Source organism: Ornithinimicrobium faecis, assembly GCF_023923225.1.
Lineage (GTDB): Bacteria > Actinomycetota > Actinomycetes > Actinomycetales > Dermatophilaceae > Ornithinicoccus > Ornithinicoccus faecis.
In genome coordinates, this window is the sequence record NZ_CP099489.1 from 2,044,766 (window position 1) to 2,066,893 (window position 22,128).

Annotated in this window: 18 protein-coding genes; 8 read left to right on the plus strand and 10 right to left on the minus strand. The window is 68.2% G+C overall.

Annotation, left to right across the window (positions count from 1 at the left end; genetic code table 11):
* Position 1 precedes the first annotated feature (1 nt).
* From NF556_RS09410 to NF556_RS09455, 9 genes are all read right to left on the minus strand, one after another.
* The gene (locus tag NF556_RS09410; RefSeq protein ID WP_252595379.1) at positions 2–988 is read right to left on the minus strand and encodes a Rieske 2Fe-2S domain-containing protein; all 987 of its coding nucleotides are present in this window, start codon (positions 986–988) and stop codon (positions 2–4) included.
* Entirely contained in the window at positions 985–2,283 is a 1,299-nt protein-coding gene (locus tag NF556_RS09415; protein ID WP_289781782.1) for a flavin monoamine oxidase family protein, read from the minus strand. The genes NF556_RS09410 and NF556_RS09415 overlap by 4 nt, the downstream gene beginning before the upstream one ends.
* Positions 2,280–3,548, minus strand: coding sequence for a cytochrome P450 (locus NF556_RS21375; RefSeq protein WP_289781783.1), 1,269 nt, complete (start codon positions 3,546–3,548; stop codon positions 2,280–2,282). Before NF556_RS21375 ends, NF556_RS09415 begins: the two co-directional genes overlap by 4 nt.
* Positions 3,545–4,441, minus strand: coding sequence for an ABC transporter permease (locus tag NF556_RS09430; protein ID WP_252595380.1), 897 nt, complete (start codon positions 4,439–4,441; stop codon positions 3,545–3,547). Before NF556_RS09430 ends, NF556_RS21375 begins: the two co-directional genes overlap by 4 nt.
* Complete coding sequence (locus tag NF556_RS09435; protein WP_252595381.1) at positions 4,441–5,436, minus strand: ABC transporter ATP-binding protein; 996 nt, start codon at positions 5,434–5,436, stop codon at positions 4,441–4,443. Before NF556_RS09435 ends, NF556_RS09430 begins: the two co-directional genes overlap by 1 nt.
* A gap of 59 nt (positions 5,437–5,495) precedes the next feature.
* Positions 5,496–5,870: a hypothetical protein gene (locus NF556_RS09440; RefSeq protein ID WP_252595382.1), complete on the minus strand. Its 375-nt coding sequence runs from the start codon at positions 5,868–5,870 to the stop codon at positions 5,496–5,498.
* Between the two features lie 73 nt (positions 5,871–5,943).
* Positions 5,944–6,324 (minus strand): hypothetical protein, encoded by a 381-nt coding sequence (locus NF556_RS09445; RefSeq protein ID WP_252595383.1) that lies wholly within the window; start codon positions 6,322–6,324, stop codon positions 5,944–5,946.
* A gap of 239 nt (positions 6,325–6,563) precedes the next feature.
* Positions 6,564–6,974 carry a hypothetical protein gene (locus NF556_RS09450; RefSeq protein ID WP_252595384.1) on the minus strand — a complete coding sequence of 137 codons (411 nt, stop codon included), beginning with the start codon at positions 6,972–6,974 and terminating at the stop codon, positions 6,564–6,566.
* 165 nt (positions 6,975–7,139) lie between these two features.
* The gene (locus NF556_RS09455; protein ID WP_252595385.1) at positions 7,140–7,550 is read right to left on the minus strand and encodes a hypothetical protein; all 411 of its coding nucleotides are present in this window, start codon (positions 7,548–7,550) and stop codon (positions 7,140–7,142) included.
* A 246-nt stretch (positions 7,551–7,796) separates the two neighbouring features.
* Between NF556_RS09455 and NF556_RS09460 the strand changes: the two genes are divergently transcribed.
* The 8 genes from NF556_RS09460 to NF556_RS09495 all read left to right on the plus strand — a co-directional run bounded on the left by NF556_RS09460 (position 7,797) and on the right by NF556_RS09495 (position 20,922).
* Positions 7,797–8,675: a class I SAM-dependent methyltransferase gene (locus NF556_RS09460; protein ID WP_252595386.1), complete on the plus strand. Its 879-nt coding sequence runs from the start codon at positions 7,797–7,799 to the stop codon at positions 8,673–8,675.
* Entirely contained in the window at positions 8,672–8,884 is a 213-nt protein-coding gene (locus NF556_RS09465) for a hypothetical protein (protein ID WP_252595387.1), read from the plus strand. The genes NF556_RS09460 and NF556_RS09465 overlap by 4 nt, the downstream gene beginning before the upstream one ends.
* A 99-nt stretch (positions 8,885–8,983) precedes the next feature.
* Positions 8,984–11,248 (plus strand): TOMM precursor leader peptide-binding protein, encoded by a 2,265-nt coding sequence (locus NF556_RS09470; RefSeq protein WP_252595388.1) that lies wholly within the window; start codon positions 8,984–8,986, stop codon positions 11,246–11,248.
* A gap of 33 nt (positions 11,249–11,281) precedes the next feature.
* Positions 11,282–12,745, plus strand: a complete 1,464-nt coding sequence (locus tag NF556_RS09475) for a SagB family peptide dehydrogenase (protein ID WP_252595389.1) — start codon at positions 11,282–11,284, stop codon at positions 12,743–12,745.
* Positions 12,742–13,578 (plus strand): HlyD family efflux transporter periplasmic adaptor subunit, encoded by an 837-nt coding sequence (locus NF556_RS09480; protein WP_252595390.1) that lies wholly within the window; start codon positions 12,742–12,744, stop codon positions 13,576–13,578. The genes NF556_RS09475 and NF556_RS09480 overlap by 4 nt, the downstream gene beginning before the upstream one ends.
* A 5-nt stretch (positions 13,579–13,583) precedes the next feature.
* Positions 13,584–15,818, plus strand: coding sequence for an NHLP family bacteriocin export ABC transporter peptidase/permease/ATPase subunit (locus tag NF556_RS09485; protein ID WP_252595391.1), 2,235 nt, complete (start codon positions 13,584–13,586; stop codon positions 15,816–15,818).
* Positions 15,815–18,745, plus strand: coding sequence for an NHLP bacteriocin export ABC transporter permease/ATPase subunit (locus NF556_RS09490; protein ID WP_252595392.1), 2,931 nt, complete (start codon positions 15,815–15,817; stop codon positions 18,743–18,745). The genes NF556_RS09485 and NF556_RS09490 overlap by 4 nt, the downstream gene beginning before the upstream one ends.
* Positions 18,746–18,933: 188 nt before the next feature.
* Entirely contained in the window at positions 18,934–20,922 is a 1,989-nt protein-coding gene (locus tag NF556_RS09495) for a cation:proton antiporter (RefSeq protein WP_252595393.1), read from the plus strand.
* Between the two features lie 109 nt (positions 20,923–21,031).
* On the opposite strand, the gene NF556_RS09500 is transcribed toward NF556_RS09495, so the two are convergent.
* Entirely contained in the window at positions 21,032–21,970 is a 939-nt protein-coding gene (locus tag NF556_RS09500) for a DUF559 domain-containing protein (protein WP_252595394.1), read from the minus strand.
* Positions 21,971–22,128: the final 158 nt, after the last annotated feature.

Consider the following 22,128-nt stretch of genomic DNA (forward strand, 5'->3'; position numbering starts at 1 on the left):
GTCAGGCATCGTTGGCCGCCTGCAGGAGACGCGGAGCAGCAGCCGCTGCATCACCGACCTTCGGGAACTCCTCGCAAAAGGAGTGGTAGGCGATGATGTTGGCGTCGCGCTCGTCCATCTGCGTTGGCGCGTCGGGGTCCAGGTTGTTCCAGATCTCCCCGTCCTGCTTCATTGCCAGCTTGGACCCGTTGACGATGTGTTCGACGGGGTCGCCGGGGAAGGCCGCCACGCTGACCCGCACCTGGCAGCCAGTCTCGGTGGGGATGGCCGCGGTGATGATGACCGGGTCCTTGCCCGTGGACCCAAAGGAGGTCGCGACGAGCGTGGGGCTGAAGGCGGTGGCCCGGAATCCACTCTGGGTCTGGGCCGACTTGGCGCGGGTGTCGCCCAGGAACTGCTGCAGGGCAACGGCCATCCGCATGTCGATCCAGGGCTGTTCCACGGTTGTGAAGGAGCCGCCGATCTGCAAGAAGCCCTCGTCGTGCAGCTTGGCCTCCATGTCACCGACTCGGGGGACGTCGTGGACCGGCGTGAAGTGCTCGATGTCGAAGGCGTTCTCGACGACGTAGGAGATCGGGACCGTGAACTCGGTGGTGATCGCCGGAGTGATCGTGCGATCGCCCAGGATCTCGGGAAAGCTCTCGCTGAAGGTGGCCTCGCCCTCGGCCTGGTCGGTGAGGCGGGCGAAGACCAGCGGCCCAAACACTCGGGTGGGATAACCCCGAACGGACAGTGGCTTGTCGCTCTCGCCGAGCATGACGCGCCGTCCGTGGAACGGGCAGACCACGCAGTTGTCCTTCAGCTCACCGCCGAAGGCCAGGTTGGCGCCCCGGTGAGGGCAGGTCGCGTCGAACAGCCCGTAGCCCTGCTGGTCGTCCGTGCGGGCGATCATCAGGCGTCGATCACCAAGCCGCAGCGGCGTCAGGTCCTGGGTCAGCTCGTCGGTGAACGCGATCAGATACCACCCAGCGTGCAGTGCGTCCTTCATGCTCCAACTCCTTGCGTGATCTGGTGTATGCGGAGGCTCGCCTCGAGTCCGCTGGCTCGGGCTCGCTCGAGGAAGGGTGAGGTGGGGCCGGCCAGGGTGGCTTCGCCGGCAAAGTGGATGCGCTCGGCGACCGGCGATGCCCAGGTCGCAGCCAGTGCGGCCGCCTCGGGATGGGGGAGGGTGAAAGCTCCAGTGGCGAGGGGATCGGCGGTCCAGTCGTGCCACCGGATCGGATCGTCGGTCGTCCGGGTGCCAGGTCCGGCCTGCTCCACGAGGGTGCACAGGCGGGCCGGGTCCTCGGTGAGCAGGTGGGCCAGGCGCTGCGCGGCACCGCCCTTGGCGACCACTGAGACGTGGTGGCGACCGCGGACCCAGGTCACGAACCCGCAGCCGTGCGCGAGGTCGCACCGGAAGGCGTCGTGCGGGGCGGGCTCGGCCAGCGGGACAGCGGCTGCGACCGCTGGCGCCAGCGTCAACTCCTGTGCTGCCTGCAACTGCTGTGCTGGGAGGTCTTCGATGACCACGTCACCGGAGCCGACCACGGGGGGAGGCACGGTCACCACGACAGATCCAGCGCGCATCGTGCCCTGCGTGCCGTGACCGGTCTCATAACTGATGCGCACGCCATCGCTGTCCCGTCCGATGTGCCGCACCCAGTGGTCCGTGTGGACCGGGACCGTCTCGGAGAGCGGATCGACCAGAGTGGCGAGGCCCGGGGGGAGGGTGAACTCGGCGTCGCTGCGGAAGGCAAACACCGGCTCGGTGCAGATGCGCTCGAGGCTGACATCGCGTGGGTCGTCGCCGGTGATCTGTTCCAGCCAACCGGGCAGGGCCAGCGCGCTCTCGTCGGGCAGGCGCATCATGGTCAGTGCGCTCGACAGGCTGATGCGCGGCGCCATGTCCGGCCCCACGGCTCGGCGCATCGCGTGCAGCGCACCGAACAGCGCCGGTGGTGGGGCGAACCCGTCCCCACCGGCCAGGTCGCGCACGACCCCGTCGGTGGTGACCAGGTCTGCCGGCATCTGTGTGGAGCCGAGCTCAACCGCCGCGGACCGTGCGCCCGGCAGATCTAGGACCGGGTTGGTGGCCCCGTGGAGCACCTGGGCGCCCAACTCGGCGACCCCGCCGACGATCAGAGGACGGCTGTCGATGCGACCACCGATCCGGCTGCGAGCCTCAAGCACCACGACCTGACGGCCGAGCGCGGCCAGCTCGCTCGCCACGGTCAGGCCAGCCATCCCGGCGCCGACCACCACGACGTCTGCTCCCGCCGGAGCCGGTGCCGACGTGATCACGTGGACGGCACCTCGGGCGAGGGCGCCAGCAGGAGCGTCGTGGACTCCACCGAGCGTGGGAAGATCCCGGTGCGCCAGGTCACCGGTCCCAGGTCGCCGGCTGCCAGGTCGGGATAGGTGGCCAGGAGCCGGTGGGCGGCGGATGGTGCGGTCGCCCGGATCAGCGCTGCCCCCATGCAGAAGTGTGCCCCCGAGCCGAGGGCCAGGTGCTCGCGCGGGATGCGCTGGGCCACCACCTCGTCGGCCTGCTCAAAGACTGCCCCGTCCCGGTTGGCCGAGCCGATGTGGACCAGCACCATGGCGCCCTGAGGGATGCTGCCGGAGGGCAGGTCCAGACTGCTGGTGGCACGTCGGGCCACGAAAGGAATGGGGGTGTGCCAGCGCAGCACCTCCTCGACGAGGCCGGGGGCCTGGGCCCCGGCAAGCACGCGCTCGGCGACGGCGGGGTCGGCCAGCGCCGCCCGGACCGTGGAGGTCAGCGCGTCGGCCCACGGTGACCATCCGCCGACGAGGCAAAGGCTCAGCACCCCCTTGACCTCATCCCGCGACAGGGTCGGGTCCGCCACGAGTGCTGCGAGGGGCGTGCCCTCGGGCACGTCGGTGAGCACCTCGTCCAGGAACTCGATGAAGGCGGCCATCGCGTCCTGCCCGGCCTGGGCGGTGCGGGGGTCGGGGACCGGGTTGAGGGTGACCTGCACGGCGCGCGCGTGGGCATCTAGGGCAACTCTGGCCTGCGGGTCCTCGATCGCGAACAGGCGCGCGAGCACCGCTGTCGACAGGGGCTCGGCAACATCAGTCAGCAGGTCCGGTGGCTCTGCCAGGTCGACCAGACCGTCGATGATGGCCTGCAGATCAGCCTCGAGGTCTGTGGAGATGCTGCGGACGGCCGTGGGGCCGAGGAGCTGACCGGCTGGGCGGCGCAGCCGATCGTGGTCCGGGCCGTCGGTGTTGAGCATCGTGACCGGCGCGCCCGAGCGGGCGCTGCGGTCGGACTGTCCACCGGCGGCGGACAGCGCGGGATGGCGCAGTGCTGCCTCGGAGTCCTCGTGGCGGGTGACCACCAGCATCCGCGAGAACGGCTCGGCATAGATGGGGCTGTTCTCGCGCAGCCACGCCAGCGTCGGGCCGGGGTCGGCTGCGAACGCGGGGGAGAAGAACGGGGGGACGTGTGCGGGGAGCCGGCCGATCGGCATACCGGAACCGCCGGCGCCTGGTGCGGTCGAGTTGCCAGCGCTCGGCGCACTGGTCTCGTGTGAGGTGCTCACTTGACCTTCGGTCCTCTCCAGCGGAAGGTGACCATCGTCAGCACCCCGCCCACCAGGACCCACAACCCGAGCATCATCGCGACGCCTGGCAGGTCCCAGGTCCCGCCGGACTCGACGATCTGGAAGTCCTCGGGCAGGAAGACATAACGGAACCCCTGGGTCATCCACTTCAGCGGGAAGATCGAGGCGAAGGACTGCATCCAGCCCGGCAACTCGTTGAACGGGAAGAACACACCGGAGATGAACTGCAGCACGAGGAACGGTGGTGTGACGACTGCCGAGGCTGCTGCAGCACTGGGGATCAGCGCCGTGTAAGCCAGGCCGCACAGGGAGCAGGCCGCCGTGCCGAGCACGAGCACCCCGGCGAAGACCGCCCAGTGGTTGGGATCGGTCGGGATGTTGAGCCCGAAGAAGGCCGCGCCGATCCCCACCAGGATGATGGTCTCCAGGATCGAGGTGACCGCCACCAGCACGACCTTGCCGAGGAAGTAGGCGCCCTTGGGCATCGGTGAGCTGGCCAGGCGCCGGATCAGCCCCATCTCGCGCTCCAGGGCGACATTGATGGCCAGGCCGGTGAAGGCCGTGCTCATGACACCGGCGGCGATGATGCCCGCCACGAAATACTGCTTGAAGTCGGTGGTGGTGCCCTCGATGGTGCCGGAGAAGATCGTGCCGAAGACAACCAGCAGCAGGATCGGCAACATCAGCGTGAAGACCATGGACTGCGTGTTGCGGAAGAAGGACTTCAGCTCCACCGAGCTGCGCTGTCGGGTGGCGGCCAGCAGTCCTGGCATGGGCGCCCGATCCCGCGGACCGGGCCGTGGTGCAGATCTGGGCACGTCGGTCGTCGGGGTGCCCCGGTTGATGTCCCTGGGGGCGACGGTGTCGGTCATCAGCTGTTCACCTCGTCCTGGGCCTTCTGGATGAGCCGGAGATAGGTGTCCTCCAGCGTGGGGCGGTGCACGGACAGGCCACTGAGCTCCTGGTGTCCGTTGTCGCGTGCCCAGGCGATGAGCAGGGCGACGGTCTCGGTGGGTCGCTCGGTGGCCAGTGTGGTGGTGGGTCGCATGCCGCTGACCGGCTCCTCGAGTCGAGCCAGCTCGGGCGGCACCGCCTCGCGGACGTCGCCGATCTCCTCGAAAGAGATCAGGCTGCCGCCGCCCGCGCTGTGCCCGAGCTCGGCGATGGTGCCAACGGTGAGCATCTTGCCGCGGGCGATGATGCCGGCCCGGTCGGCCAGGGTCTCGGCCTCGTCGAGGTAGTGCGTCGTCAGGACGGTGGTGGCTCCCAACTCACGGAAGTAGGTGACCAACTGCCAGGCCTCACGACGCGCCTCCGGGTCCAGACCGGTCGTCGGCTCGTCGAGGAAGACCATGTCGGGTCGCCCCACGACACCAACGGCCACGTCCAACCGGCGCTTCTGCCCCCCAGAGAGGGAGACCGTGCGCGAGCGCGCCTTGGAGCCCAGCCCCACCATGTCGATCAACTCTTCGGTGGGGATGGGGTCGGAGTAGAAGCTGCCGAAGTGATCGATGACCTCGCGGACGGTCAGGTCGAGATACTCGGCGGTGTTCTGGGGGACCACCCCGATCCGGTTGCGCCAGTCGCGCTTGTCCGCACCGGGGTCCTGACCGAGGACGCTCACCTCACCGGCAGTCCGCTGACGGACGCCCACCAGGATCTCCAAGGTGGTGGTCTTGCCAGCGCCGTTGGGGCCGAGCAGCGCGAAGACCTCGCCCTGCCGCACCTGCAGGTCGAGGTCGTCGACGGCGGCGAAGTCGCCATACTCCTTGCGCAGTCCGCTCACCTCGATGTGCAGCGGTGAGTCCGCCGGGTCCTGGTCTGTCGGGGACACCTGGGCCCCCGCCTCCAGCAGTGGTGGACTCATGCTCGACTCCTTCATCTCGGGGTGACCGGACCCAGCGCCCGGCCTCGATCGGGGTGGGGTCAACTGCAACAGGAGCAGGGGCCACAGCAGCAGCACGCAAAGCCGCCGCCGATGGTCGCCATGTCGTCCAGGTCGAGCTCAGCCGTGTCGAGCTCCGGGGGGTCCGGGATCAGGAGTCGGTAGGTGCCGGTGCGGTGACCCTCGAGCCACATCGCGATCTGGGCCTCCAGACCCTCCTCATCCGAGTCGTCGGTGATCTGGGTGCGCACGATCTCGATCTGGGCCTGGGGCGGCACGGAGAGTCCGACCTCCTCGAGGGCGGCACGCGGATCGCTCTGGAGGCGCTCGGCATAGTCGTCGCTGGCCCAACTGGAGGTCAGGGCACGGGTGTAGGCGTCGGTGAAGGCACGAGTCTGAGAATCGATGACAGTCATCTCGGTCCCCTCTGCGGATCGGTGGAGTGGGTGCCGTGCTGGGGGCCGCCTGCCGGCCCCCAGCACGGTTGTGTCAGCAGCTGCAGCAGCAGCAGCAGGGCTCGAAGCCGCCGGCCACGTCGGACAGCTCAACGGCGTTGAGCTCCTCGGTGTCGACGTTGGGGGTGCCCGGCACGTGGAAGCGGTAATGGCCGGTGGTCTGACCCTTCTCGAAGAGCGCCACCTGGGCCTCCATGGCGGCCTTGTTGTCGCCGCCCTCGGTGTAGGACTCGGCGTCCTCGTGCTTGACGACCTCGACCGTGGCGTCGGCGGGCAACTCGATGCCAGCCTCGGCGAGCGCCTCGCGCGGGTTGGCGTCGGACTTGGCGGCGAACGCCTCGTCGGTCCAGGTCTTGACAAGGAACTGCAGGTAGGTGGTGCTGAAGTCGGTCTTCTCAGTGGCGGTCAGCGTCATGACTCTCTCCTGAAGGTTGTGTCTCCCGGCTGGGCGACGGTGGTGGTGTGGCGGTGGTGCTGAGTCGGTGTCCGGCGTGACCTAGACTGGAGGTGGTGGTTGCTCGACATCCGGTGATGCGCAAACGTCGCGGATGCCAGACCCTGCACGGTGGGGGGAACCCCACCGGTTGAGCCACCAGCCTTCGTCGGGGCCGCTGTTCGGGCGGCCTCGACGAGGCACCCCAAACACCTGGGTGGTCAGCCGCAGCAGCAGCAGGGGCAGCAGCAGCAGTAGATGCCGCCTGCGGCGACATCGGCCAGCTCGTCGATGCCGAGCTCGCTGGTGTCAACCTGCGGGGTCTCCGGCATGTGGAACTCGTAGTAGCCCGTCTCCAGGCCCTTCTCATACAGACCCAGCTGCAGGTCCAGGCTGCCGCCCTCGCTCTGGGTGCCCTGCTCGGCGGGAGCACTCTCGGCCGGCGTCTGGTTGCCGATGTTGCGGACAACCTCGATGCGGGCGTCAGCTGGCAATTCCAGGCCGACCTCTGCGAAAGCGGCGCGGGGGTCGCTCTCCAGCTTCTCGGCATACTCCTCGCTGGACCAGCTGGTCACCAACGCCTTGGTGTAAGCGTCGATGAAACTGTTCTTCTGTTCCTCGGTGATCGTCACTGTGGTGCTCCTGTGGTGTGGGGTGAACGGTGGTAGTGCCATCGTGGTCAGGCAACCGCGCTCTGCGGAAGGACCTGAGATGCTGAGGTGACACGTAACCCGGCAGTGCCGGATACGTACGCGGGAGCGACGCGCGCGCCAGGTACGTAACCGATGCGCAGGTGGTCAGCCGCAGCAGCAGCAGGGGCAGCAGCAGCAGTAGATGCCGCCTGCGGCGACATCGGCCAGCTCGTCGATGCCGAGCTCGCTGGTGTCGACCTGCGGGGTCTCGGGCATGTGGAACTCGTAGTGGCCCGTCTCCAGGCCCTTCTCGTACAGGCCCAGCTGCAGGTCCAGGCTGCCGCCCTCGCTCTGGGTGCCCTGTTCGGCCGGGGCGCCCTCTGGGGTGTCGGTCTTGCCGATGTTGCGCACGATCTCGATCGTGGCGTTGGCGGGCAGCTCCAGGCCGACCTCTGCGAAAGCGGCGCGGGGGTCGCTCTCCAGCTTCTCGGCATACTCCTCGCTGGACCAGCTGGTCACCAACGCCTTGGTGTAGGCGTCGACGAACGCATTCTTCTGCTGCTCGGTGATGGTCATCGTGATCTCCCTGTCGTGTGGGTGGTGACTTCTGATCGTCAGCCGGTCCGTACGGATCAACTGCACGGTGCCCATGCTGGCCAGCGACCCACGCACCAGGGAAGGTCCGACGATGCTGAGCTGACACGTACGCGCCGAGCACGTGGATACGTAGGCGGTGCACCGGGCGCGGTCAGGTACGTAACCGATGCGCAAGACCCCCTGCACCCCTTGCCGTGGAGTCAGTGGGGCTGGTGGAGTCGACTTATGCCGACGCACACGAAGAGCGCAGAGGGGGCCACGGTCCGCGCGCCGACCAGCTCCTACCGCCCGGGGACCGGCCGGCCACGCGCGGACGAGATGGACCGTCTCGACCGCCAGGCCCAGCTGACCTTCGACGTTGAGCTCGGTCTGCTGCGCGAGGGTGGGCTGCGCACCGATGGCACGCTGCTCGACCTGGGCAGTGGGAACGGTGCGATCACCACCCGGTTACGCGAGCGACTGCCCGAGGCCACCGTCGTCGGTGTCGACGTCGACCCGGAGCTGCTCGCGCTGGTGCCTGCGCCGAGCCTGCTGATCGAGGATGGTCGCATCCCGGTGGAGGACGAGAGCGTCGACGACGTGCTCGTGCGCTTCGTCGCCCAGCACCTGACACCGGCAGCACGCCTGGACCTCTGGACCGAGGTGCTGCGCGTCCTGGCACCCGGTGGGCGGGTGCACGTCGTTGACGTGGATGACACGGCGTCTGGCGTCACCACTCCGCTGCAGCCCGGCCTGGCTCCGATCTTTGCCAAGTTGCACCACGCACAGGCAGCTGACGGCGGTGACCGGATGGTCATCGGCAAGGTGGCGCCCGAGCTGGAGGCGGTGGGCTTCGTCCACGCCCAACAGGTCCGTGACGCGGTGTCCTCGAGCGAGCGACCGATTGAGGACTTTGCCGTGCACGTCGGACCCGAGCGGCACGTGCCGCACGTGTCAACCGGCGTCCTCAGCCTCGCTGACCTTGCGGCCATCACCCGGGGTTGGCAAGCCATCCTCGCTGACCCCGCAGGGTCTGTCTGCGTCTATGTCCACCTGGTCCGGGCCAGCAAGCCCGGGCCCGTCTCGATGGGTTCTGCCCCCACCACCGAAGGAGAAGCACCATGACCACAACACAGACTGGCAAGCCGATGAATCAGAACCTGAAGACCTTCATCGCCATCTTTTGTTTCATCTGGGGCGTCGTCGGCGTCGTCCTGTGTGTCGTCAACCTGGCCCAGGAGCCCGCTGCAACGGGCAACGCGGTCCTGTTCGGCGCCCTGGCCATGATGGGTTTCGTCGGTGGTTGGCTGCTCACCCGCAAGCCCCGTTACTGACCGCGCCACCCCAGGCTGCACCCGGGCGGTGCCGGCAGCCGACCCTCATCGTAGGGGGGACCGCCCGCCATCTTTTGCTGACCACAAGGAGTTCGAGGCATGAGTTCGTTGCGCTTCCGTAGCAGTTACCAGGTGGAGCCCCTGGATGGGAAACGACTGTTCCTGCTCAACGAGGAGCAGGTGATCATCGTCGAGAACCCGGCCACCACCAAGGTTGCTGCCCTGATCGACGGCAGCCGCACCCCGGCCGACATCATGCTCGCGCTCAGCCAGGAGATGGCGCCCAACCAGGTCTTCCTGGAGATCGCGAAGCTGCAGAAGGCCGGGCACGTCGTCACGGCACCAGACACGGGCAACCCGGGCCAGGCCTTCGTCGAGAGCTGGGGCAGGGCCACGGACGGCTTCGCCCAGGCCGCCACCGACTTTGCTGTCGCGGTGCTGGACGAGACGGGCACCGGGACGGTCGCGGCGATCCAGCAGGCGCTGGATCAGGTCGGGATCAGCGGGCGGCACGCGCAGGGACCGGACGACCTCGGAGACGCAGCGTTCACCGTGGTGGTTGTCGAAGACTATCTGGACGACGAGCTGGCTGAACTCAACGCACGCTTGCACGAGGAGAAGCGCAGCTGGATGCTGGCCAAGCCGTTCGGCCGGACCATCTGGGTGGGGCCGCGCTTCGTGCCGGGCGAGACCGGTTGTTGGGAGTGCCTGGCCGACCGGCTCAGCGCCAACCGACAGGCCGAGCGCTACATCGCGACCAAGAAGGGCACCGGCCTGCCGAAGCAGAAGCCGGCCGGCCTCAGCCCGGGTGCTCCAGGCGTCCTCGCCGGCCTGGTCGCGACCGAGGTCTTTTCCGTTGCGGCTGGCCTCGGGGGCGCCCTCCAGGGGGAGATGCGCACTCTCAACGTGCTCAATCTGAGCAGCTCGACCCACACGCTGGTCAGTCAGCCGCAGTGCCCGGTGAGCGGTTCCACGGACATCCAACGTCCAACCAACGACGTGAAGTTGATGCCCGAGATCGCCTCCCACCGCGTCGACGGTGGCTATCGCGTGGTCACTCCCGCCCAGACCTTCGCCCGGTTGGAGCACCACATCAGCCCGCTGCTCGGGGCGGTGTCTCACCTCGAGTCGCTCAACAACGACCGCGAGGGCATCACCTACTCCTTCGTCGCCGGACACAACTTCGGGATGATGTCGGACAACATGGAGCTGCTGCGCGGCAACATGCGCGGGCAGAGCGGGGGCAAGGGGCGCACGGAGCTGCAGGCCAAGGTCTCCGGTGTCTGTGAGGCCCTTGAGCGGTTCAGCGGTGTCTGGTCCCCGGACATCCCCGAGGTGCGATCGACCTGGCAGGACCTGACCCAGCGTGCCCTGCACCCCAAGGACATGCTCCAGTTCTCCGAGGCGCAGTATGCGAGCAGGCACGAGTGGAACGGCCAGCCCCGCAACCGGCTGCAGCGCATCCCCAGCCCGTTCGACGAGACGCGTGAGATCTCTTTCACCAAGGCGTGGTCGCTGAGCCGCGAGGAGGAGGTCCTGGTCCCCTCCGGCATGATCTGGTTCGGTCACCCTGACCTGAAGGATCACGGCTACGCGATCACCGACTCCAACGGTGGCGCGGCAGGCAACACCCTGGATGAGGCCATCCTGCAGGGACTGTGCGAGGTCTACGAGCGCGATGCCGTCGCCCTCTGGTGGTTCAACCGGGTGGCGCGCCCGGCAGTTGACCTCGACTCCTTCCAGGACGAGTACATCGACCGGATGCGGGCCTTCTACGCCACCATGGACCGCGAGATCTGGGTCCTGGACCTGTCCAACGACCTGGCGGTGCCCACCTTCGCGGCGGTGTCCCGCCGTGATCATGAGGTCGAGGACATCATGGTCGCGTTCGGGGCCCACCCCGACCCCGACATCGCGCTGTTCCGGGCGCTCACCGAGCTCAACCAGTTCCTGCCCTTCATTGCCGACCGTGACGAGGACGGCAACACGGTCTATGGCGTGGACGACGCGGCCACCCTCGAGTGGTGCAAGAACACGACCGTGGCCAAGGACGCCTGGGTCGCTCCGGATCCGGACGCCCCGCTCGTGACCCGGGACCAGCTCCTGCGGCCCATCCCGGAGGCGATGGACGACCTGGTGCGCTATTGCGTGGACGATCTCGACCGTGCCGGCATCGAGACGGTTGTGGTCAACCAGACGCGGCCAGACATTGAGCTGGCGGTGGCCAAGGTCTTTGCCCCCGGCATGCGCCACTTCTGGAAGCGCACCGCCCCGGGCCGGGTCTATGACGTGCCGGTGGCCCTGGGCTGGCTGGACCGGCCCAAGACCGAGGACGAGCTCAACCCCGTGGGCGTCTTCTTCTAGGCACCGACCAGTCGACGAGGGAGGACGACGAGCGTGAGCACCACGACGAGCACCACGACGAGCACCACGACGAGCGCTGTGCACGGCACCGACAACGGCACTGCTCCGTATGCCGCGACTCGGCACCTCCTGGCCGTGCGCCAGAGTTGTCGGCTGGCAGTGGGTCAGGACCCGGGGACGCTGAGCGTCACGACGCCGTTGTGGGCCCAGCCGATCCGCCTGGGCGACCCGGCTGTGATCGATGCCGTGCAGTCCCTGCAGGCTGGGCCACGTGAACTCTCCGAGTTGATGCTGGAGGTGACTCGGGGCGCCGGGGGCATGACGCGGGCCGGACTGCTGCAGGCGGTGATCGGCAAGTTGCAGCAGGTGGGGGTGCTCGATCACGTGCTCCTCGACCCTGACGGCGTCGAGTTGGCCCGCCTGACTGGAAAGGGCCCGCTGCCAGTCACCCTCGCCCGCACCGCTCCGGAGACCGGTCGGCTGAGTCCGCTGGCCGTGATCACCGTCGAGGGCGGCCGGGCCACGATCCAGTCCGGTCTCAGTCACCTACAGGTCGCCCTGGACCCGGGCGTGCTCGCCGTGCTGGTCGGTGGGGGACTGCTGGACCAGTCCGCATACGGCTCGGCAGTGGCAAGGTTCCTGGAGTCCGCCGCTCTGTGGGAGGTCGAGCCCGCCACCGACCGCGAGCACCGGCAGTGGAGCGCGGCCGAGTTGTGGGTGCACCGGCTCTCGCACGAGTCCGGCTCCTCCGACGCCTACGGCGGCACCTATCACCTGGGCGAGGACTTCGAGCCGCTGGACTACGTGCGTGAGGCAGCTGAGCACAGCCTGGAGTTGCCGACCCCGGACCTGACCGCCCTCCGGTCCAGCGACCTGCCGCTGGCCGACGTCGTGGAACGGCGCCGATCCATCCGGGACTTCACGACAGAGCACCCGAGCCTGGCCGAGCTGGGCGAGCTGCTGTTCCGCACCTGCCGGTCCCGCGGCATCTTCCGGGAGCCGGAGCGTGGGGTGGATGTCGTCGACCGGCCCTACCCCTCCGGTGGGTCCATGCACGAGTTGGACGTCTATGTCGTGGCCCCGGGCAGCCCGCACCTGGAGCGCGGCCTGTGGCGCTATGCCCCCGACCGGCACGCCCTGGACCTGGTCACCGACGAGGAGGCGCAGGTGGCCGTCCTGGTCAACGACCTGCAGCAGGCCGCGACACTCGATCAGCCCGCGCCCTTCGGCCTGTTGATCACCGCACGCTTCGGTCGGCTGATGTGGAAATACCAAACCATGGCCTACGCCCTGATCCTCAAGCACGTGGGCGTGCTCTATCAGACGTTCTATCTCAATGCGACGGCGATGGGCCTGGGGGTCTGCGGTCTGGGTGGCGCAGCCACCTCACACTTTGCGACGACCACCGGCATCTCGCCGCTGGCCGAGGGTGTCGTCGGCGGTCTCGTCGCCGGTCATCCCGGATCCGTCCCCGAGAGTCCCTGGAGCACCTCATGAAATTCCGTTTCAAGGCGCTGGATCGGCGCCGGCAGCCAGACCAGCTGGACTCCCCGATGCTCCTGGCCAGCTCGCGCGGTTGGGTCGCGGTCTTCGTCGTCCTGATCACCACCGTCTTCGTCCTGATCTGGGCGATCCTGGGCAGCATCCCGCAGACGACCACCGTGTCGGGGGCCCTGGCCTATCCCGGTGGCGTCGTCTCCGTCCAGGCGCCGGTCGGTGGGACGTTGCAGGTCGTCGATGCTCAGCCGGAGCAGGATGTCAAGGCCGGGACAACGGTGGCCACCATCAAGGCCAACAACGGCAAGCAGGTCCCCGTGACCGTGCCCGCGGACGGCCGCGTCGTCTCGCTGCAGAGCCAGGTCGGACAGCTCGTCTCCCCGGGTGCCCCACTCCTGCAGTTGGAGCAGGTGGGCGCGGATCAGCAGGGCCTGCAGGTGCAGCTCCTGGTGGACGCCCAACAGATCCCGTTCATCCGGGAGGGGCAGACCGTCACCGTCGCCGTGCCGGGTGTGAGCCCGCGCTCCTTCGGACGGCTGCAGGGCACGGTCGCTGAGGTCGGAGCCTTCCCCCTGTCCGGGGCGCAGCTGTCCTCAATCAGTGGCAGCCAGGCGAGCCCGGCCTCCGTGGCCGGTGCCGACCAGGCCGGTGGGGGAGACCTGATCGGGCCGCACCTCGTCGTCGTCCAGTTGGAGCAGGATCTGCAGAACCCGTCCGGCTATGTCTGGACCAGCCAGACCGGGCCTCCCATCACCCTCAACTCGCGCACCCCCGTCGAGGGCGAGATCGAGCTGGGATCCATCTCACCGATCAGCATGCTGATCGGGGGCTGAGCACCGTGGCCAACGCCAAGACTCAGCGCAAGCCGCGGATCGAGCAGCAGGTCGAGGGGCTGGCCAAGCGCCGCAGCGCCGTGCGCAAGACCCCCACGGTCATCCAGATGGAGGCCGTGGAGTGCGGGGCCGCGAGCCTGTCGATCATCCTGGGTCACTATGGGCGGTTCGTGCCCCTCGAGGAGCTCCGGATCGCGTGTGGCACCTCGCGCGATGGTGCCTCGGCCAAGAACGTCATCGACGCTGCCCAGAGTTATGGCCTGGTTGGCAAGGGCCAGCGCATGGAGATCGGCCCGCTGATGGAGATGGAGCGCCCGGTCATCATCTTCTGGGCCTTCCAGCACTTCATGGTCGTCAACGGTTTTGAGAAGCGCCGCAACGGCACGGTGGTGCTGCTCAACGACCCCGCGACGGGGCCGCGCCGGATGAGTCTGGCGGAGTTTGACGAGGGTTTCACCGGCATCGTTCTGGACCTGCAGCCCTCCGAGGAGTTTGAGCCCAGCGGTCAGCCCGCCCGGATCCTCGGGCTGCTGCAGGAGCGGATGACCCGCAGCGGCAGGGGACTGCCGCTGGCGCTGCTGGCCAGCGTGGTGCTGGTCATCCCCGGCGTGGTTGTGCCCATCTTCACCCAGATCTATCTCGACCAGGTCTATGGCAACCCCGGGCTCGGGCCGGTCCTGCCCCTCATCCTGGGCCTCGTCCTGTGCGCCACGGCCACGCTGATCCTCACCCGGGTGCAGACCTCCTCACTGCGTCTGGTGGAGGCGCGCACGGCCCTGGTCTCGACCGGGCGCTTCATGTATCAGTTGCTGCGCCTTCCCATCGCCTTCTTCATGCAGCGCAGGGCCGGTGAGCTCGGCCGCCGGATCACCAGCAACATTCAGGTCTCGCAGACCGTGACGCGTGACCTCGTCGTCACGATGGTCAACCTGTTGCTGATCGTGGTCTATGGCGCCGTGCTGATGTGGCAGGACCTCGTGCTGGGGGCGCTCGCCATCGGCGTCGCGCTGATCAACCTGATCGTGCTGCGTGCCGTGATGCGGCGCCGGGTGGACAACTCGACCGCCCTCGAGGCCGAGGAGGGACGCCTGGCGGTGACCACGCTGCATACGATCTCCTCGATCGAGACGGTCAAGGCGTCCGGCACGGAGCACGCCTCCTTTGTGCGGTGGTCGGGCTTTCTGGCCCGCACCATCACCGAGTCGCAGAAACTGGGACAACCCACGGCGCTGCTGACGGTGGTCCCACCCCTGTTGGCCACCGTGAACTCCGGTCTGGTGATGCTCGTGGGTGGACTGCGGGTCGCCGACGGGGCGATCAGCGTCGGCCTGCTCTTTGCCTTCCAGGCCCTGCTGACCTCCTTCACTCGGCCGCTGACCCAGCTGACCAACCAGGCGGGCCAGCTGCAGGAGATGAGCGCCCAGCTGCACCGCCTGCGGGACGCCGAGCAGTATGTGCCCGACCCTGCCTTCAGCTCGGGTGCAGGCCGAAGCGGGCGGCTGGCCGGCACCCTGCGCTTCGACAGTGTCGACTACTCCTTTGGGCCGTTGCTTGACCCGCACATCGTCGACCTGCGACTGCGGCTGGAGCCAGGGCGCCGCGTGGCTCTCGTCGGAGCCTCGGGCAGTGGCAAGTCGACCATCGGACGACTGGCAGCCGGGCTGGTGGAACCCACGGGTGGGCAGATCCTGTTTGACGAGCGTCCGCGCCACGAGTGGTCCCGCCAGTCGATCGCCGCGTCGGTCTCCTATGTCGACCAGAACACCGTGTTGTTCGAGGGCAGCGTGCGGGACAACATCTGTTTCTGGGACACCGACATCCCCGATGAGCAGGTCGTGCGAGCCCTCAAGGACGCCGAGGTCTTTGACGACGTCTCGCGACGCGCCGGTGGCATGAACTCCCAGGTCGCCGAGGGCGGCAAGAACTTCTCCGGCGGGCAGCAGCAGCGCCTGGAGCTGGCCCGCGCCCTGGTCACCGACCCCAACGTCCTCATCCTCGACGAGGCGACCTCCGCGCTGGACACGCTCACCGAGCAGGCCGTGATGGACCACCTGCGACGCCGTGGCTGCGCGCTCCTGCTGATCGCCCACCGACTCTCCACGGTCCGCGACGCCGACGAGATCCTGGTCCTCGACGACGGCAAGGTAGTTGAGTCCGGTCGGCACGCCGACCTGATGGCCCGCGACGGGCTGTATGCGGAACTGGTGCGATCTGAGTCCCAGCGGAAGGAAACACCATGAGCACCGCGGATGAGCGGGGGCGCGACCTGTCGGCTCTCCTTGGTGAGGCCACCGAGGTGGCCTGGTCGGAGCAGGACGTGCTGCTGGCGACCTCTCCGGAGGAGTGGCTGATCGTGGAGTCCGGCCAGGTGGACCTGTTCCTGGTGACCATCAAGGACGGCACGACCCACGGGCCCTGGCGCTCGCTGTGCCGGCTGGGCGCCGGGGGCGTCGTCGCCGGACCGGTGGCCGGCCCCCGGCACCGAATCCTGCTGCGGCGGGTTGAGGACGCCACGGTCCAGTCGGTGGTGCTGCCGTCGCTGCGCACAGCCGTGCGCGCCGAGCTGGCTGAGCATGACGACTCGAGCCCGGCGCTGGAGGCGCTTGCATCGGGGGTGGAGTCCACCGTCCGGGCCATCGCCCACGGCCTGCGGTCAGGGCCACCACCCCGCGACTTCGTGGCCCTGTCGTCGGGGAGCCGACTGGAGCTGCAGGCAGGCGACATGGCGCGATCGGTTGAGGGACTCCTGTGGGTTGATGTCACCGACGGGCACGTGCAGGTCAATGGGCAGCTCGAGCAGAGCCACCGCACGGGCGATGTGTTGTGCCTGACCCGCCAGGACTGGCTGACCATGCGTGGGGTCACCCGACTGAGCACCGCCGACACGCACGAGATCATCGCCAACGACCAGGTGTGGCGACGTCTGGTGACGCACTACACCCGCTTCCTCTACGCCATCGACAGGTCGGCAGAGCACGAGGAGCGGGCCGCATTGGAGCGTCTCGAGCGGATCAGCGATCGGGACGCGCAGGTGCTCGACACGGTGCGTGCCGAGAACGACCGGCTGATGCAGACCGAGGCCAATGCCGACCCGGTGGCCGGGCACGGCGTGGTCGCCGGCCACGTCTCAGCGGTCCAGCGGGTGCTGCGGGTGCTGCATGCCCCGACCGATGTGCCCCCCGAGGTTGTGCACCGGCGTGACATCACCGACTTCGACGACCTGGGCTCGGGTGGTTGGGTGCGGACCAGGCCGCTGAAGCTGGAAGGCCAGTGGTGGACCGAGCAGATGGGCCCGTTGGTGGGCTACTGGGGCCTGGACCACCTGCCGGCGGCCTTCGTGCCCTATGAGGGTGGCTATCTGGTCGAGGCCTCCTGGTTGGACACGCCCGTGCGGGTCACCCGGGAGAACAAGCACCAGGCGGGCAAGGCGGCGTGGGTGGTCTATCCGCGGCTGCCCGCTGATGTCAGCACCGTCAAGGGGCTGCTCCGGCACGGCCTGAGCGGGTTGCGCTCGGAGTTCTGGCTGTTCGGGACGATGGCGACGCTCGTCGGCCTCCTCGGGCTGCTGACTCCCATCCTCAACGGTCAGGTCCTGGGCTCCTTCGTGGCCTCAGCAAACCGCTCGATGATCATTCAGGGCGGTCTGGCCGTGATCGCCAGCGCACTGGTCGCCGGCGCCTTCTCGATCGTGCAGAACCTCGCCATCCTGCGGATCCAGGGCTCCATGACGGCCAAGACGCAGACGGGTGTCTGGAGCCGGCTGATGGACCTGCCGGTGACCTTCTTCCACAAATACTCCTCGGGACGACTCGGCACGATTGTGCTCAGCGTCAAGGCAGCCGAGGAGGTCCTGTCCGGCGTGGTGGTGGCGGCGGCGCTGGGGCTGATCGTGGCCTCGGCCAACTTGTTGCTCATCTTCTACTACAGCCTGCAGTTGGCCCTGGTCGGCGTCGGACTGGTGGTCGTCGCCCTCGCGGTCTGCTGGCTGGCGGGGCGCCGCCTCATGGCCGTGGAGGAGGAGCGCTACGAAGCGGACCAGCAACTGTCCGCGATGAGTTATGAGACCCTCTCGGCGATCAGCAAGATCCGTGGTGCCGCCGCCGAGGAGCGGGCCTTCCTGCGCTGGTCGGTGCAACAGCGCGCCGTGCAGGCCAAGCAGTTGGAGAGCCGCCGCATCCAGGATGTCGTCACGGTCTTCAACGGCATGTATCCCGTGCTCGCACTCGCGGCGGTCTTCACCACCGCCAACATGCTGTCCACGGCCGTTCCGCTGCCGGCGCTGCTCTCGTTTATGACAGCCTTCACCCTGCTCCTCAACGCCCTGCTGCAGTTCACCGGCAGCGTCCTGACGGCGGCGGCCATGGTGCCGATGATGGGCTCGCTGCGCCCGATCCTGGAGGCCGAGACCGAGACCGGTCTGCGCAAGGCGCATCCGGGTGACCTCAATGGCCAGGTGACCCTGCGGCAGGTCTCGTTCCGCTATGGCGCGGATGGCCCGCTCGTGTTGGAGGACGTCAACCTCGACATCCGACCCGGCGAGTTCGTCGCGATCGTCGGGGCGTCGGGCAGTGGCAAGTCCACGATCATCCGCCTGTTGCTCGGCTTTGAGCGCCCCCACAGCGGCAGCATCCTGTTTGACGGTCAGGACCTCGGCGAGCTCGATCTGGCCGCCGTGCGCCGGCAGTGCGGCGTGGTGCTGCAGTCCGGTGCCCTGATGCCCGGGGACATCCGGGACAACATCGCTGGCGGTGGCCGCTACACCGAGGACGACATCTGGGAGGCCGCCGAGATGGCCGGTCTGGCCGACGTCATCAAGGAGATGCCGATGGGGCTGAGCACGGTGGTCAACGAGACCTCCCACGGCCTGTCCGGCGGCCAGATCCAGCGGCTGATGATCGCGCGCGCCCTGGTCAACCGGCCTCGCATCGTGATCTTCGACGAGGCCACCAGCGCGCTGGACAACCCGACCCAGCAGATCGTCGCCGAGGCGACGCACCAGTTGAACGCCACCCGCCTGGTCGTGGCCCACCGCCTGTCCACGGTCCGGGACGCTGACCGCATCTTTGTGATGGAGGACGGCAAGGTGGTGCAGGAGGGCACCTACGAGGAGTTGATGGAGACCGAGGAGGGGGTCTTCGCCGGCCTGGCCCGGAGGCAGGCCTCCTAGCGCACCGTGACCACGCCAGCCGTATGCCGACGGGCACCTGCCTCGGGGGTGACTGTCGGCATACGGCTGGCCTGGGGCAGTCCGTCGCGCGCAGGTGCGGTTGAGCCAGACCCGTGCGTTGCGTAGCGTGAGGCCGCCCCGCGCCCGCGCTGGTGGGATCGCGACCGCTGACCTGCAGGGAGATGCTCGTGGAACCTGTCGTCTATCTGGGCGCCGTGCTCGTCGTCGCTGCCCTCGCGCAGTGGCTTGCCTGGGCCCTCAAGATCCCCTCGATCCTGCTCCTGCTGATCCTCGGCTTCCTCGGCGGCACCCTCGTCAGTCCTGACGAGGTCCTGGGGCGGGATGTCCTCTTCGCCGCAGTGACCCTCGCCGTCGGCGTCATCTTGTTCGAGGGGAGCCTGACCCTGCGGTTGGCCGACGTGCGTGACCTGGGGAAGCCCGTGCTGCGGCTGTGCTCGGTGACGGTGGTGATCGCCTGGGCCCTCATCACCGCTGCCGGCTGGTTGATGGGGCTGGACCCGCAACTGGCGCTGCTGATCGGTGCCATCCTGGTGGTCACCGGCCCGACCGTGATCAACCCGATCCTGCGGCAGCTGCGCCCGACCCGACGCATCTCCTCACTGTTGCGTTGGGAAGGCATCGTGGTCGACCCGATCGGTGCCATCCTCGCGGTGCTGGTCTATCAGGCGGTCCTGGTCGGCAACCGCGAGGACGCCCTCGGCACGGCTCTGCTCACCCTGGCGATCTCTGTCGGCGTGGCGCTGCTGTTCACCCTGGTGCTCGCCGTGGTGGTGGAGTTCGTCATGGTGCGGCACCTGGTGCCCGACTATCTGCATGGCACGCTCTTCCTGGCCGTGGCTGCCGGCGGGCTCGTCGGGTCCAACATGATCCAGTCGGAGAGCGGCCTGCTGACCGTGACCATTCTGGGCATTGTCCTGGGCAACCGGCGCACGCTGCACCTGGAGCATGTCAAGGAGTTCTATGAACACCTGCAGGTGCTCCTGGTCGGCGTGCTCTTCGTGATCCTCGCCGGGCGGGTGACGCCGCAGCAGGTGCTGGACAACCTCTGGATGGCGCTCGGCTTCGTGGCGATGCTGATCCTGATCGTGCGTCCGGTCAGCATCTGGCTGGGGCTGATGGGCACGGAGACGACCCGCAAGGAGCGCCTGCTGATGTCGGGCATGGCTCCGCGTGGCATCGTCGCGGCGGCTGTGACCAGCATCTTTGCGTTGGAGTTGGAGCATGCCGCCGAGACAGTCACCGGGGAGCGACGTGAGGCGCTGGTCCAGCTGGCCGAGGAGGCCGAGGCGATGGTGCCGCTGGTCTTCGTGACGATCGTGGTCACGGTGGCCGTCTATGGCCTGGGCGTCGGGCGGCTGGCCGAGCGACTGGGTCTGGCCACGACGAACCCCCAGGGCGTGGTCTTTGCTGGGTCGCAGGAGTGGGTGCGCCAGGTGGCTGGGGCGCTGGGAGAGCTGGGCGTGCCCACGATCCTGGTGAGTCAGGACGCTGGTGAGTTGCGGCGTGCCCGCATGGACGGCGTGCGCACCGAGCGCACCAACATCTTGTCCGACTACGCCATCAACGACCTCGACCTGGCCGGCATCGGCAGTTTCATCGCCGCGACCGACGACGACGGCACCAACACGAGCGCCGCTCGCGAGTTCACCCACACGCTGGGCCGTGCCAACGTCTATCAGGTGCGCCGCGAGGACTCGCTCCAGCCCGAGGACGCGTCGGTCACGAGTGGCATCCCGGAAAGCGCCTCAGCAGTCACCGCCCAGGGCAGGACCGCGGCACGCTCGACAGCCACGAAGCAGACCGAGCGCACCAGCAGCTCGCACAAGCTCGCGGCCCGCACCCCGTTCCGGCCTGCCCTGACCTACGCGCAGTTGGAGGAGCGGGTGGCCAACGGGATGACCGTGCGCCGCACGCAGCTGACCGAGACGTTCACGCTAGTGCACTATCAGGAGCGCAACCCCGACGCCGTGCTGATGTTCACCCACGACGGCACCAAGGCGAGCGTCCTGACTGAGGAGTCGGACGTCGCGGAGTCTGACGTCACTCTGATCGCGCTCGCCCCGCCTCGCGAGACCGGCCGTGGCAGGGCAAGGGAGACCGGCGGCGGCAGGGCAAGGGACACCGGCGGCGGCAGGGCAAGGGACGAGGCGTCCTGACCTCGACACGACGAGTCGTCCTGACCTCGACGGTTGGTGAGTGCGTTGACCGCCCCCATAGGGGCGTTGAGTGCACTCGCGAGTGGGTGGTGGACACTGTCACCCGTCGTCACTGCACCGCGACGTTGTCTTTCAGCGGGCAGTCCTTGGAACAGGGGCGCGGTGTGCCTGTCCAGCCACGGTGGCGCAGCGTCTTTGCGAGATCTGCAGCGGTGTCACAGGGGTCGTCGCTGACGTCCCACCAGGTCACTCGCACTGAGAGCCCGCCTTCGGCGCTGGTCTTGCGGTCTCGGCGGCGGTCGCTGCGGAATCGGTCGCCCGCGTGCCAGAGCATGCCGTCGACTTCGACGACGAGCCGAAAGTCGTCGTTGACGAAGTCCACCCGCCCGTGCTCCTTCTGGACCTGAAGGCTGAACTCGGGCAGACCGTGTGCCCGCACGACCCGTTGCAGGAAGCGGTGCTCGGCCAGCGACTCGATGCCGTCTCCGATGTCACCCAGCACGAGACGAAGGTCGGCACGGCGCAGGTGTGCCCGTCGACTGCTCAGCTCAGCGATGAGATCCTCAGCCGTGGTGAACTCCTGCTGGCAGACCTTGGCGCACAACGCGATCACATCATCCATCGGGATGCCCGGTCGGTCCGCGACGTCGATGACGGCATGTGCGACCGAGACCACTCGCAGTCCCTTGACGATGTAGGTCTTGTTGGGCATCGCTCGCACGCGGACGACGCGAGCCCCAGAACACGAGGCACTGCGCCGGTTGGGGACCAGAATGTGCAGGCGGCCGCCCTTCTTCTCCAACCCATAGACAGCCAGGGCCGAGAAGCCTCCCAGGACGGCCGGCAGCCCGATGCTGGCCAGGGCAGCAGCGGCTCGAGTCTCCCAACTCAACGAGCCGGAGTTGGTGAGATAGACACCGCGATACACCCGTTGCCAACGTCCAGTCCGGACCCGATGTGCAATGGCCTTGAGTGTCAGGCCCCGCCGGCGAGCCAACGCCGTCGTCATGATCCCGTAGCACTGGAGCAGTGTCTCGTCGTGATCCATCGAGTGAGACTGCCAGCATCGGCGCGCTTCGCGCGGTCTTCATCCACAGGCTCGACATCTGGCCGACCCACAGGGTGGGCTCATGTCGTCGCGAGTGCGCGCAACGCCCTGATGGGGGCGGTGGGCGCACTCACGAGCCCGACCGCGACGAGCGCGCA